Origin of the sequence: Klebsiella sp. KTE92, from assembly GCF_000398905.1 — a bacterium.
Taxonomy (GTDB): domain Bacteria; phylum Pseudomonadota; class Gammaproteobacteria; order Enterobacterales; family Enterobacteriaceae; genus Klebsiella; species Klebsiella variicola.
In genome coordinates, this window is the sequence record NZ_KB976100.1 from 4,525,099 (window position 1) to 4,539,550 (window position 14,452).

The 14,452-nt window shown below is 56.5% G+C and carries 11 protein-coding genes; 2 read left to right on the forward strand and 9 right to left on the reverse strand.

The genetic code is table 11. The features are described 5' to 3' along the window. Nucleotides 1–26: 26 nt before the first annotated feature. The 7 genes from A1WC_RS04405 to tkt form a co-directional block, all read right to left on the reverse strand. Nucleotides 27–794 (reverse strand): oxidative stress defense protein, encoded by a 768-nt coding sequence (locus A1WC_RS04405; RefSeq protein ID WP_012967233.1) that lies wholly within the window; start codon nucleotides 792–794, stop codon nucleotides 27–29. Between the two features lie 89 nt (nucleotides 795–883). Continuing rightward, nucleotides 884–1,519 (reverse strand): arginine exporter ArgO, encoded by a 636-nt coding sequence (gene argO, locus A1WC_RS04400; protein WP_008806450.1) that lies wholly within the window; start codon nucleotides 1,517–1,519, stop codon nucleotides 884–886. Between the two features lie 151 nt (nucleotides 1,520–1,670). Further along, entirely contained in the window at nucleotides 1,671–2,528 is an 858-nt protein-coding gene (locus tag A1WC_RS04395) for a small-conductance mechanosensitive channel MscS (protein ID WP_012967232.1), read from the reverse strand. A gap of 191 nt (nucleotides 2,529–2,719) precedes the next feature. Then, nucleotides 2,720–3,799, reverse strand: coding sequence for a class II fructose-bisphosphate aldolase (fbaA, locus tag A1WC_RS04390; protein WP_008806452.1), 1,080 nt, complete (start codon nucleotides 3,797–3,799; stop codon nucleotides 2,720–2,722). A 97-nt stretch (nucleotides 3,800–3,896) separates the two neighbouring features. Continuing rightward, entirely contained in the window at nucleotides 3,897–5,060 is a 1,164-nt protein-coding gene (gene pgk / locus A1WC_RS04385) for a phosphoglycerate kinase (RefSeq protein ID WP_008806453.1), read from the reverse strand. A gap of 39 nt (nucleotides 5,061–5,099) precedes the next feature. Next, nucleotides 5,100–6,128 (reverse strand): erythrose-4-phosphate dehydrogenase, encoded by a 1,029-nt coding sequence (epd, locus tag A1WC_RS04380; RefSeq protein WP_004205289.1) that lies wholly within the window; start codon nucleotides 6,126–6,128, stop codon nucleotides 5,100–5,102. Between the two features lie 384 nt (nucleotides 6,129–6,512). Then, entirely contained in the window at nucleotides 6,513–8,504 is a 1,992-nt protein-coding gene (gene tkt / locus A1WC_RS04375) for a transketolase (RefSeq protein WP_012540573.1), read from the reverse strand. A 280-nt stretch (nucleotides 8,505–8,784) separates the two neighbouring features. On the opposite strand from tkt, the gene A1WC_RS04370 reads away from it, so the two are divergent. Then, nucleotides 8,785–9,543 (forward strand): M48 family metallopeptidase, encoded by a 759-nt coding sequence (locus A1WC_RS04370; RefSeq protein ID WP_012540572.1) that lies wholly within the window; start codon nucleotides 8,785–8,787, stop codon nucleotides 9,541–9,543. Between the two features lie 377 nt (nucleotides 9,544–9,920). After that, a complete protein-coding gene (locus tag A1WC_RS04365) occupies nucleotides 9,921–11,189 on the forward strand; it encodes an OprD family outer membrane porin (RefSeq protein ID WP_016161827.1) in 1,269 nt (422 codons plus the stop codon). Between the two features lie 131 nt (nucleotides 11,190–11,320). Here the strand turns inward: A1WC_RS04365 and speB are convergent, their stop codons facing one another. Continuing rightward, complete coding sequence (gene speB / locus A1WC_RS04360; RefSeq protein ID WP_002916572.1) at nucleotides 11,321–12,241, reverse strand: agmatinase; 921 nt, start codon at nucleotides 12,239–12,241, stop codon at nucleotides 11,321–11,323. 233 nt (nucleotides 12,242–12,474) lie between these two features. After that, nucleotides 12,475–14,451, reverse strand: coding sequence for a biosynthetic arginine decarboxylase (gene speA / locus A1WC_RS04355; protein ID WP_008806456.1), 1,977 nt, complete (start codon nucleotides 14,449–14,451; stop codon nucleotides 12,475–12,477). Nucleotide 14,452 lies beyond the last annotated feature (1 nt).

Here is a 14,452-nt window from a genome sequence, read left to right on the forward strand (position 1 = left end):
GGAAGTGGCTTTTTTGTTTCTATCGCTTACTGCGCTGGTTTCGGCTCTTCCGCCGGTTTCGCCGGCGCGGCTGGCGCGGCGGCCTGAGCTGGCTGCAGCTCAAAGACCACGTCAACCTGGTCGTCAAACTGGATAGTCGCCTGCTCGTAGGTTTCCTGGGCTGAAACCGGCGCAGCGTCAGCGGCCTTCATCATACGCACCATCGGGCTCGGCTGATAGTTGGAGACGTGGTAGCGCACGCTGTAGACCGGCCCCAGCTTGCTGTGGAAGCCAGCCGCCAGCTCCTGTGCCTGATGCACCGCGTCATCGATCGCCGCTTTACGCGCCTTATCCTTGTAGGCATCCGGTTGCGCAACGCCCAGCGAAACGGAGCGGATTTCGTTCAGTCCCGCCTTCAGCGCGCCGTCCAGCAGGCCGTTAAGTTTATCCAGCTGGCGCAACGTCACTTCCACGGTGCGCACCGCCCGATAGCCTTTGAGAATGCTTTTCCCGTTCTGATAGTCATAATCAGGCTGGGTACGCAGATTCGCAGAGCTAATGTCTTTTTTCGCGATACCACTCTTTTCAAGGAAAGAGAGATACTGCGCGACGCGATCGTCTGCCTGCTTTTTCGCCGATGCGGCATCTTTCGCCGCGACGTTCACTTCGATCGCCAGGGTGGCAATATCCGGAACCGCGGCAACGCTTGCTGTGCCTGAAGTCACAATGTGCGGACCGTCTGGCAATTCGTTTGCCTGTGCCGCCATTGTGCTAAATCCGAGTGCTGCCGCCAGGGCTAAGACTTTTAACTTCACTGTCGTTTCTCCATGTTACTTAAATCGCCCTTACGGGACGCATGCCAGCAAGCTTAGCGCGTACAGCAGGAAAGTCCATCGGACAACGCTTAGTTGAGCAACGCCAGGATATGGCCGACGCCCTCTTTTGCCAGCTGAAATGCAATAAACCACATGACGGCGCCGACCACAATATTGATGATCCGCTGGGCTTTGGCGGTACGCAGCCGCGGCGCCAGCCAGGCGGCTAACAGCGCCAGGCCAAAGAACCACAGGAAAGAGGCGCTAATGGTCCCCAGCGCAAACCAGCGCTTCGGCTCCACCGCCAGCTGCCCTCCCAGGCTGCCCAGCACCACAAAGGTATCCAGGTAAACATGCGGGTTCAGCCAGGTGACCGCCAGCATAGTTATAATGATTTTCCAGCGCCCCTGCTGCATCACCTCGGCGCTGGCGAGCTCAAGATTCTGACTGAACGCCGTTTTCAGTGCGCCGAAGCCATACCACAACAAAAAGGCCACGCCGCCCCAGGTCACTATCGCCAGCAGCCATGGGGATTGCATCAGCAGCGCGCTACCGCCAAAAATACCGGCGCAGATCAACAGCAAGTCGCTGACCGCGCACAGCAGGGCAATCATCAGGTGATACTGACGACGGATCCCCTGATTCATCACAAAAGCATTTTGCGGGCCAAGCGGCAAAATCATTGCCGCTCCCAGGGCAAGGCCCTGAAAGTAATAGGTAAACATAAGGATTTTTCCGCTGTGTTCGAGAGTGGCGCTGACTATAACGCGAATGGATTATTAGCGGAAATTGAAAGTATTAATCATTAATAAGCTAAACTAATAGTGAGCCATTAAAAAAGGCCGGCATGGCCGGCCTGACTCTGTCAGTGATGATTTACTCTGCTTTTTCCGGCAGTTGTACCACATGAACATCCATCTGCGGATACGGGAAACTGATGCCGTTAGCGTCGAAATCACGCTTAATACGCTCCAGCACGTCCCAGTAGACGTTTTGCAGATCGCTGCTTTTGCTCCACACGCGAACCACGAAGTTCACCGATGAGGCGCCAAGTTCGTTCAGGCGTACGGTCATTTCGCGATCGCGCAGAATACGATCGTCAGATTCGATAATCGAGGTCAGCAGCTGCTTCACCTTGTCGATATCGGCATCGTAGGATACGCCAATGATAAACTCATTGCGGCGCGCCGGTTCGCGGGAGAAGTTAATGATGTTGCCGGCGATGATTTTGCCATTCGGCACCACCACGATTTTGCCGTCTGCGGTACGCAGGGTGGTGGAGAAAATCTGCACGTTCTGCACGGTGCCGGCGATACCGCCGAGATCGACATATTCACCCGCGCGGAACGGGCGGAACATCACCAGTAGTACGCCTGCGGCAAGGTTCGACAGCGATCCCTGCAGTGCTAAACCCACCGCCAAACCGGCGGCACCCAGCACAGCAATGACCGAGGCGGTCTGCACGCCTACCCGGCCCAGGGCGGCAATCAGGGTGAAGGCGATAACCGCGTAACGCACCAGCGCCGAGAGAAAATCAGCAACGGTGGCATCAATCTTACGCGCCAGCATCAGGCGGTTGACGGTGTTAGAGACGATGCGCGCCACGATCATCCCGATGACCAGGATAACGATCGCCGCCACGATGTTGACGGCATAGCTCAGCAGCAGCTCCTGGTTGCGTGCCAGCCACGTCCCGGCGTTGTTGATGCTATCGACAACGTTCAAATCTTCCATTTAACATTCCTTATGAATCCCCGAACGGGGAAGTAAATAACTCAGCCTGCAACAGGGCAGTCAGGTTATAGGGTAAACAATAAGTGCACGTTTTGCCAAATGGATCACAGTTTTCCTGCACGCTATCCTGTTGTTAAAGTAATAAAAAAGCCCGCATTGCTGCGGGCTTCAGGGTAAGAAACAGATTTTTCTTACAGAACGTCGATCGCGTTCAGCTCTTTAAATGCCTGCTCCAGACGGGTCACCATGGAAGTCTGTGCCGCACGCAGCCATACGCGCGGATCGTAGTATTTCTTGTTCGGCTGGTCTTCGCCTTTCGGGTTGCCCAGCTGGCCCTGCAGGTAAGCTTCGTTAGTTTTGTAGTACTGCAGGATACCGTCCCAGGTCGCCCATTGGGTGTCGGTATCGATGTTCATTTTCACTACGCCGTAGCTGACGGAGTCTTTGATTTCCTGAGCGGAAGAACCGGAACCGCCGTGGAAGACGAAGTTCAGGCTGTTGTGCGGCAGGTTGTGTTTCTTGGAAACATATTCCTGAGAGTCGCGCAGGATGGTCGGAGTCAGAACCACGTTACCCGGTTTGTACACGCCGTGTACGTTACCGAAGGAAGCGGCAATGGTGAAGCGCGGGCTGATTTTGCTCAGCTCGGTGTAGGCGTAATCCACATCTTCCGGCTGAGTGTACAGGGCGGAAGCGTCCATGTGGCTGTTGTCCACGCCGTCTTCTTCGCCGCCGGTGCAACCCAGTTCGATTTCCAGGGTCATGTCCATTTTGGCCATGCGCGCCAGGTATTTAGAGCAGATTTCGATGTTTTCGTGCAGGGACTCTTCAGACAGGTCGATCATGTGAGAAGAGAACAGCGGTTTACCGGTAGCGGCGAAGTGTTTTTCACCGGCGTCCAGCAGACCGTCGATCCACGGCAGCAGTTTCTTCGCGCAGTGGTCAGTGTGCAGGATAACCGGCACGCCGTAGTGCTCAGCCATCTGGTGCACGTGGTGCGCGCCAGAGATAGCGCCGAGGATAGCAGCACCCTGAGGAACGTCAGTTTTCACGCCTTTACCTGCGATGAACGCGGCGCCGCCGTTAGAGAACTGAACGATAACCGGAGAGCGAACTTTCGCAGCAGCTTCCAGAACGGCGTTGATGGAGTCAGTACCTACGCAGTTTACCGCCGGCAGTGCAAAGTTGTTTTCTTTCGCTACCTGGAACACTTTCTGAACGTCGTCGCCAGTGATGACGCCCGGTTTTACGAAATCAAAAATTTTAGACATGTTACTTAGTCCTGTATCTGTATCTTCGACCGTTGAAGAAGGTTCGCGAGCCCTTAAGCGCGCTGAAAAACAGGCGGGTTTCCCCGCCTGAACTGAATTACTGCTTAGCGCGCTCTTCGAGCATCGCTACTGCCGGCAGGACTTTGCCTTCGACGAATTCAAGGAATGCGCCGCCGCCAGTGGAGATGTAGGAGATTTTGTCAGCGATGCCGAACAGGTCGATCGCTGCCAGGGTGTCACCGCCGCCGGCGATGGAGAAACCTTCGCTGTCCGCGATAGCGTTAGCCACGATTTCAGTCCCTTTACGGAAGTTCGGGAATTCGAATACGCCAACCGGGCCGTTCCACAGGATGGTTTTGGCGTTTTTCAGGATGTCGGCCAGTTTCTGTGCGGAAACGTCGCCAAGGTCCAGAATCTGCTCGTCATCTTTGATGTCGTTAACAGATTTCAGGGTTGCCGTTGCGGTTTCGGAGAACTCGGTCGCCACGCGAACGTCCGTCGGAACCGGGATATCACAGGTGCTCAGCAGGCGCTTAGCTTCATCAACCAGGTCTGCTTCGTACAGGGATTTACCAACGTTGTGGCCCTGGGCAGCAACGAAGGTGTTGGCGATACCGCCGCCGACGATCAGCTGGTCAGCGATTTTAGACAGGGAATCCAGCACGGTCAGTTTGGTGGACACTTTAGAACCACCCACGATAGCGACCATCGGACGAGCCGGCTCTTTCAGCGCTTTACCCAGCGCGTCCAGTTCAGCGGCCAGCAGCGGGCCTGCGCACGCCACGTCAGCAAATTTGCCGATGCCGTGGGTGGAAGCCTGCGCGCGGTGCGCAGTACCGAAAGCATCCATCACGAACACGTCGCACAGCGCGGCGTATTTTTTGGACAGCGCTTCGTCGTCTTTTTTCTCGCCTTTGTTGAAGCGAACGTTTTCCAGAACCACCAGCTCACCGGCAGCCACTTCCACGCCATCCAGGTAGTCTTTAACCAGACGTACCGGGTTGGACAGTTTGTCTTTCAGGTAATTAACAACCGGCAGCAGAGAGAATTCTTCGTTGTACTCGCCTTCGGTCGGACGACCCAGGTGAGAAGTAACCATGACTTTCGCGCCCTGCTTCAGCGCCAGTTCAATGGTCGGCAGAGATGCACGGATGCGTGCGTCGCTGGTTACTTTCCCGTCTTTAACTGGTACGTTCAGATCCGCACGGATAAAAACGCGTTTACCAGCCAGATCCAGATCGGTCATCTTAATTACAGACATGGTGAATCCTCTCGTTGATTCATAAAGTTTTGTCGACGTTTACGCGTCGAACCTGAAACCAATAGCCGCCATCGCTAACGTCGTGTCGAGCATTCGGTTAGCAAAGCCCCATTCGTTATCGCACCAGACCAGCGTTTTGATCAGATGCGCGCCACTGACCCGGGTTTGCGTGCCATCAACAATAGCACTGTGCGGATCGTGGTTAAAATCTGTCGAGACCAACGGTAATTCCGTATAGTCAACTATACCATGAAATGCACCTTGTGCTGCTTTTTGCAGCAACTGGTTGACTTCACATGCTTTTACCGGTTTTTTCACCGTCACGCTCAGGTCAATTGCCGTCACGTTTATCGTCGGCACCCGCACGGCAATCGCTTCAAAACGGTCATTAAACTGCGGGAAAATACGGGTGATCCCTGCCGCCAGTTTGGTATCCACCGGAATGATCGACTGGCTGGCCGCGCGGGTACGCCGCAGATCCGGATGGTAGGCGTCAATCACCTGCTGGTCATGCATCGCCGAATGAATGGTGGTGACGGTGCCGGACTCAATGCCATAGGCATCATCTAACAGTTTAATGATCGGAATAATGCAGTTGGTGGTGCAAGAGGCGTTGGAGACAATGCGGTGCTCGGCGCGGAGCTCATCCTGATTGACGCCATAGACCACCGTCGCGTCGAGATCGTTGCCGCCAGGATGGGAGAAGAGCACTTTCTTCGCGCCAGCCTGCAGATGGGCTTCGCCGTGTTCACGACTCCCGTATACGCCGGTGCAGTCGAGCACCACGTCTACCGCCAGCTCGCGCCACGGCAGCGCCGCAATGGTCGGCTCGTGTAGCAGGCGGATGGCATCATCGCCAACAAACAGCTGTTCGCGCTCCTGACGGACATCCCAGGCGAAGCGGCCATGGCTGGTATCATATTTCAACAAATGCGCGATCCCTGCCGCATCCGCCAGCTCATTGATTGCCACCACGGTGATTTCCGCACGACGCCCGGACTCATATAGCGCACGAACCACGTTGCGTCCAATACGACCGAAGCCATTAATCGCGATGCGAATGGTCATAGATCTCCTGCAAGGCTGACCCTTTTTTGAGGTGGCTGACAGAGTAATCCAGCAACGCTCTGAGGGGAACCTTACCAGCTGCAAACTGCGACTGATTGATTAATTGTCGAACATTTAAACGACTGAAACGCTTCAGCTAGAATAAGCGAAACAAGGAATAAAAGGAATGTTTGTCCAGCGCAATAAACCAGCTATATGACTTGTGTCACATTTCTTTTGGAATAATTCACAGGGCGGTTACATGTTCGAAGAATAGTGCATACAAAAAGCCGGGTGGCGAGGTAACAGCAAAACGGTAACCCAGGGGTTACCGTTTTTGGTGTTTGCACCCTCTCCTGTGGGAGAGGGTTGGGGTGAGGGCATCAGCCCGCACCGTACCAGCCATTACAGCAGCGCTTTCGCTTTAGCGACCACGTTGTCGACGGTGAAGCCGAACTCTTCGAACAGCTGCTCAGCCGGCGCAGACTCACCGAAGGTGGTCATGCCAACGATAGCGCCGTTCAGGCCAACGTATTTGAACCAGTAGTCCGCGATACCGGCTTCTACCGCGACGCGGGCAGAAACGGCTTTCGGCAGTACGGATTCACGATAAGCGGCATCCTGCTTGTCGAACGCGTCGGTGGACGGCATGGAGACCACGCGCGCCTTCACGCCTTCGGCAGTCAGTTTGTCCCACGCGGCCACTGCCAGCTCCACTTCTGAACCGGTGGCGATGAAGATCAGCTCCGGCTGGCCGGCACAATCTTTCAGCACGTAACCGCCGCGAGCGACGTTTGCCAGCTGCTCTGCGGTACGCTCCTGCTGCGCCAGGTTCTGACGGGAGAGGATCAGCGCGGTCGGGCCGTCCTGACGCTCTACGCCATATTTCCACGCAATCGCGGATTCAACCTGGTCACACGGACGCCAGGTGGACATGTTCGGCGTCACGCGCAGGGAAGCCACCTGCTCTACCGGCTGGTGAGTCGGGCCGTCTTCACCCAGACCGATGGAGTCGTGGGTGTAGACCATCACCTGACGCTGTTTCATCAGCGCGGCCATACGTACCGCATTACGCGCGTATTCCACGAACATCAGGAAGGTGGAGGTGTACGGCAGGAAACCGCCGTGCAGCGCGATACCGTTGGCGATAGCGGTCATACCGAATTCACGCACGCCGTAATGAATGTAGTTACCCGCGGTGTCTTCGTTGATCGGCTTAGAACCAGACCACAGGGTCAGGTTGGATGGCGCCAGGTCAGCGGAGCCGCCGAGGAATTCCGGCAGCAGCGGGCCGAAGGCTTCGATAGCATTCTGCGACGCTTTACGGCTGGCGATTTTCGCCGGGTTAGCCTGCAGCTTCGCGATGAACTCGTTAGCTTTGGCGTCGAAGTCAGACGGCATTTCACCTTTCATACGACGGGTGAATTCGGCCGCTTCCTGCGGGAAGGCTTTCGCGTAGGCAGCAAACTTCTCATTCCACGCCGCTTCTTTCGCCTGGCCGGCTTCTTTGGCATCCCACTGCGCATAGATGTCAGACGGGATGTCAAACGGCGCGTGTTTCCAGCCCAGCGCTTCGCGGGTCAGGGCGATTTCTGCGTCGCCCAGCGGTGCGCCGTGGGAGTCGTGGGTACCGGCTTTGTTCGGCGAACCAAAACCAATGATGGTTTTGCACATCAGCAGGGACGGTTTGTCGGTAACTGCACGCGCTTCTTCTACTGCGCGTTTGATGGCGTCAGCGTCGTGACCGTCAACGCCGCGTACCACGTGCCAGCCGTAGGCTTCAAAGCGTTTCGCGGTATCGTCGGTGAACCAGCCTTCAACGTGGCCGTCGATGGAGATGCCGTTGTCATCATAGAAGGCCACCAGTTTGCCCAGTTTCAGAGTACCGGCCAGGGAGCACACTTCATGAGAAATGCCTTCCATCATGCAGCCGTCGCCCATGAAGGCGTAGGTGTAGTGGTCGACGATATCGTGGCCCGGACGGTTGAACTGCGCCGCCAGAGTTTTCTCGGCAATAGCCATCCCGACCGCGTTAGCGATACCCTGGCCCAGCGGACCGGTGGTGGTTTCCACGCCCGCGGTGTAGCCGACTTCCGGGTGACCCGGGGTTTTGGAGTGCAGCTGGCGGAAGTTTTTCAGCTCTTCAATCGGCAGATCGTAGCCAGTGAGGTGCAGCAGGCTGTAAATCAGCATCGAACCATGGCCATTTGACAACACAAAACGGTCACGGTCAGCCCAGGCCGGATTGTTCGGGTTATGGTTCAGGAAATCACGCCACAGCACTTCGGCAATGTCAGCCATACCCATCGGGGCCCCCGGGTGGCCGGATTTGGCTTTCTGTACAGCGTCCATGCTCAGCGCACGAATAGCGTTAGCAAGCTCTTTACGTGAGGACATTTTGACTCCAGTTCGGACTGTTGAAGGCCATGCCCTTAACGACTTGACGAGAGCGCGTTTTGGGCTACGCCGGAAAAAAGTGTGAACAATGTAACCCAAGCGACAAGTCATGTACATGGAGCATCCTTTTGCCCTTTAAGAAATCTCTGGAACAGGTTGTGCTACCCCGGAATCCGCTCGCCCGCATCCTGCGATACTCTTTATAATTTACGCAGAATACGGTTCCCTGCCGTCGCCGTATTGTCGGATAAACAACCATAAGATTGTGGAAGATAAAAAAATGAAAATTCGCTCAACCGTACTTGCTCTTGGGATCGCAGCAACCCTCACCGGATGTCAGAACATGGACTCCAATGGTCTGCTCAGCTCAGGCGCCGAAGCCTTCCAGGCGTACTCCCTCAGCGACGCGCAGGTGAAAACCTTAAGCGACCAGGCCTGTAAAGAGATGGACGCCAAAGCGAAAATCGCCCCGGCCAGCAGTGAATACAGCCAGCGTTTGAGCAAAATCGCGACCGCGCTGGGCGATAACATCAATGGCCAGCCAGTGAACTACAAGGTCTATGAGACCAAGGATGTGAACGCCTTCGCGATGGCGAACGGCTGCATCCGCGTTTACAGCGGGCTGATGGACCTGATGAACGATAATGAAGTTGAAGCGGTTATCGGCCACGAAATGGGTCACGTTGCGCTGGGCCACGTGAAGAAAGGCATGCAGGTCGCGCTGGGGACCAACGCCGTGCGTGCGGCGGCGGCCTCCGCCGGCGGCATCGTCGGCAGCCTGTCGCAGTCGCAGCTGGGCGATTTAGGCGAAAAACTGGTGAACTCGCAGTTCTCCCAGCGTCAGGAATCGGAAGCGGATGACTACTCTTATGACCTGTTGCGTAAGCGCGGCATCAATCCGTCGGGACTGGCCACCAGCTTCGAAAAACTGGCCAAGCTGGAAGCCGGTCGTCAGAGCTCTATGTTTGACGATCACCCGGCCTCCGAAGCTCGCGCCCAGCATATTCGCGATCGCATGAAAGCCGACGGGATTAAATAATCGACAGCGGGAGGCATTATCGCCTCCCTTTTTTATATCCCTGTAAAAATATTTAGCCGCATGAATTGATAACTTAAGCGCACAAACCGTTAATTATTGCTGCACCTCGTCACAGCCAATTATTTTAAGCGCTGTCACTCAGCAAGATATTATTTGGCAAATAAAAAACAGCGTACACAATCCGCCTTTCAGAACCGCGTTCCTCCAGATAATAAATAGTCCACCCCTCTTCGCCAAACGCAGCCGGCGTGCGCCACACAGCTTGTTTCCTGGCGATACCATTGCTCACACAATGATTGCTTTCGACATTATTTCAGGAGAATATCGCGACTGCAGTGATCCCCTTGAATATATCGACAGACAGAGAAGTGCCTTCAGTGAAAAAAGAATTATCGTTAATCGCACTTGGCATTATTGCCGCCGCACCGACTTTCGCCAGCCAACAATCCGCCAGTCAGGGCTTTATTGACGACAGCCATCTGGATCTCTTTTTGCGTAACGCGTATATCAAACGTGATTATCGCGATGGGTTGCCGGATAAAGCCGAATGGGGCCAGGGGATTATCGCCACCTTCGAATCGGGCTTTACCCAGGGACCGGTCGGCTTTGGCGTGGACGGTATCGCCCAGTATGCGGTGCGCCTTGACGGCGGTCGCGGGCGCAGCGGCGCGGGCGGGATCGACTTTTTCGCCCAGGATGACGACGGCCGCGCGAAATCCGACCTCGCCAAATTCGGCGCTACCGGCAAAATGCGCTTTTCGAATACCGTGCTCAGCTACGGCAGCCAGCGGCCGATGCTGCCCATCGTCTACGCTGACGATTCACGCCTGCTGTACGAGAGCTATACCGGCACCATGCTCACCTCGCGCGAAATCGACGGCCTGGAAATTAACGCCGGTTATCTCACCGACCAGCAGCGCAAAAGCGACGACAGCCATAACAGCGGCCTGAAAAGCCTGACCTTCGGCGGGGCAAGCTACCGGTTCAACGACCAGCTCAGCGGCGCGCTGTACGCGTCACACGTCGAAGATGTGCTGAACAAACAGTATCTTGGCCTGAACTATAAGCAGCCGTTCGCCGCCAACCAACAGCTGGTTCTCGATTTCAACGGCTATAACTCACGCCTGGATCAAGAATATGCCGATGCCAATGACACCGGTCGCAGCAATAGCATCTGGAGCCTGGCCGCCCGCTACATCTGGGATATTCATACCTTTAAAGTCGCTTATCAGCAAAGCAGCGGCAGCACCGGTTACCACTACGGCGGCTACCAGAACCAGGGCGGCGTCGGCGATGGCGGGAACACCATCTGGCTGGCCAACTCCTACTGGTCTGATTTTAACGGGGAAGATGAACGCTCCTGGCAGGCATCGTACGGACTGGATTTTGCCGGGCTGGGATTACCGGGGCTGACCTGGACCACCGCCTATGTGCGCGGTGATAACATTAAAACTTCAGAGACCAGCAACGGCAAAGAACACGAATGGTTCAACCAGGTTCAATACCAGGTACAAAACGGCGTGGCGAAAGATTTGAAATTCAGACTACGCTATTCGGTGCTGCGCGTTTCCAGCAACGCCAGCGACTATAACGTCAGCGGGAATGAAGTCCGGTTCTACGTCGAATATCCGTTTAACGTGTTTTGACGCGATAATGACCCCTCTCCTGCGCGCCGGCCCTCTCCCGGCGCACAGGAGCACTCGCCCGGCGCCTTGATAACCCCTCTGTGCCGCGCGCAACCCTCTCCCGGGAAGGGAGAGGGTCGGGGTTACCCGGCTTATTCGCCCTTCTTCGCCGCCTGGATGTAGAGCATTTCCAGAGCGAGAGTCGCCGCCGCCAGAGCGGTAATTTCGGACTGATCGTAGGCCGGAGCGACTTCCACTACGTCCATCCCCACGATGTTCAGATCCTTCAGGCCACGCACCAGTTTGATCGCCCGGTCTGAGGTCAATCCGCCGATAACCGGGGTCCCGGTGCCTGGCGCAAACGCCGGATCCAGACAGTCGATATCAAAGGTCAGGTACACCGGCATGTCGCCGACGATCTGCTTCACCTGGGCAATGACGTCATCAACGCTGCGGTCGTTAACCTGGCCGGCGTCCAGCACCGTAAAGCCATTATCTTTGTCGAACTCGGTACGGATACCAATCTGCACGGAGTGGTTCGGATCGATAAGCCCTTCGTTCGGCGCGGTGTAGAACATGGTGCCGTGGTCGAACTCGCAGCCGTTGGCGTAAGTGTCGGTGTGGGCATCGAAGTGCACCAGCGCCATTTTACCGAAGTGCTTAGCATGGGCGCGCAGCAGCGGCAGGGTAACAAAGTGGTCACCGCCGAAGGAGAGCATGCGCTTGCCCGCCGCCAGCAGCTTCTCGGCGTGAGCCTGCAGCTTCTCGCTCATTTCGCGCGCGTCGCCGAAGGCGTACACCAGATCGCCGCAGTCCACCACGTTCAGGCGTTCGCGCATGTCAAAGTTCCACGGGAAACGGTTGTGCTCCCAGGCGAGGTTAGTGGAAACCTGACGGATAGCCGCCGGGCCATGACGGCCACCCGCGCGCCCGGAGGTCGCCATATCGAACGGCACGCCGGTGATGACCCAGTCCGCATCGCTTTCATACGGCATGAAGTTCATTGGCAAACGCAGAAAGCCAAAGGCATTGGATACCAGGGAGTTATCGTATTGATGACCTAAAGTGCTCATGGATATGACCTCTTTTCGCAGTCGTGGAACGTAAAAAATAAGTATAAAAAAACCCCTCCGCGTCGTTAGGCCCGACGAGGAAGGGTTTGATAGATAAATCGCTTATTGGCGTGAATTATCGCCGGTAATGCATACGGGTTCAAGTAAGTATCGCATTCCGCCGGATGACGGCTTCGCCTTATCCGGCCTACCTTCGCAGGCCCGGTAAGCGCTAAGCCACCGGGCATCAATGGTTACTCGTCTTCCAGATAAGTATAGCCGTACAGTCCCGCCTCAAACTCTTCGAGGAACTGCTGCTGCAGCGCGTCGTCCAGGCCGGTATTTTTCACCTGATCGCGGAACTGGGTCAGCAGCGTGTTCGGATCCAGCTGCACATACTGCAGCATATCCGCCACGGTATCGCCCTCGTCGGACAGCTCAACCTCAACGCTGCCGTCAGGGAAGACGAATACGTCCACCGCCTCGGTATCGCCAAACAGGTTATGCATGTTGCCAAGGATCTCCTGATAGGCGCCGACCATAAAGAAGCCCAGCATCGGCGGGTTCTCCGGGTCGTACTCCGGCATCGGCATGGTGGTGGCGATCCCGTCGCCGTCCACGTAGTGATCGATGGCGCCATCGGAGTCGCAGGTGATGTCCAGCAGCACCGCACGGCGCTCCGGCGACTTGTTCAGCCCTTCCAGCGGCATCACCGGGAACAGCTGATCGATCCCCCAAGCATCCGGCATCGACTGGAACAGCGAGAAGTTGACGTAGATTTTATCCGCCATCCGCTCCTGCAGCTCATCGATGATCGGGCGATGCGCGCGGTTGCTCGGGTCGAGCTGCTTCTGCACTTCATGACACATGTTCAGATACAGCTGCTCGGCCCAGGCGCGCTCCTGCAGGTTGAAGGTGCCAGAGGAGTAGCCGATATGGATATCGTGCAGGTCCATCTGGCTGTCGTGCAGCCATTCGCGCAGCGAGCGGCGGTTGCCGGTCTCGTGCATCTCCAGCCAGGTTTCCCACATGCTCTGTAGCGGACGCGCGGCGTCTTCCGCCGGCGGGGTCGCCTCAGTGTATTCGTTACGCTCCACGCCGATGATGTTGGAAACCAGCACGGTATGGTGCGCGGTCACCGCGCGGCCGGATTCGGTGATCACCGTCGGGTGCGGCAGGCCGTTCTCTTCGCAGGCATCGCCGATCGCCCAGATGATGTTGTTGGCGTATTCATTCAGACCGTAGTTCACCGAGCAGTCAGACTGCGAGCGGGTCCCTTCATAGTCCACGCCCAGACCGCCGCCGACGTCAAAGCACTGAATGTTGACGCCCAGCTTATGCAGTTCGACGTAGAAACGCGCGGATTCACGCACGCCGGTGGCGATATCGCGAATATTGGCCATCTGCGAACCGAGGTGGAAGTGCAGCAGTTGCAGGCTCTCAAGGTGCCCTGCGGCACGCAGGATCTCGACCAGCTGTAGTACCTGGGTCGCCGCGAGGCCAAACTTGGACTTCTCTCCGCCGGAGGATTGCCATTTTCCGGAGCCCTGCGAGGCCAGACGCGCACGCACGCCAAGGCGCGGCACCACGTTCAGGCGCTCGGCCTCTTCCAGCACGATGGCGATTTCCGACATCTTCTCGATGACCAGATAGACCTTGTGGCCCATCTTCTCGCCCACCAGGGCCAGACGGATGTATTCGCGGTCTTTATAGCCGTTACAGACGATGACGCTGCGGGTCATCCCGGCGTGCGCCAGCACGGCCATCAGTTCGGCTTTCGAACCGGCTTCCAGTCCCAGCGGCTCGCCGGAATGGATCAGCGATTCAATCACGCGACGGTGCTGGTTAACCTTAATCGGGTAGACAAGGAAGTAATCGCCATTATAACCGTACGATTCACGCGCGCGTTTGAAGGCGGCGTTGATCGAGCGCAAGCGGTGCTGCAGGATCTGCGGGAAGCAGAACAGCGCCGGCAAACGTTGCCCTTGCGCCTCGCGGGCTTTGACTAATTCCGCGAGGTCCACGCGCGCTTCCGGGACGTCCGGATCCGGGCAAACGCTGATGTGGCCCAGTTCGTTGACGTCATAATAGTTATTGCCCCACCAGGCAATATTATAAGTACGCAGCATCTTGCTGGCTTCCTGGGAGCTCATCGCTACCTCCTGCATGGAACGTAGTACACCGTGTTCGCCTGCTGACGAAGGCGAAACCATAGACATGTCGTCAGACATA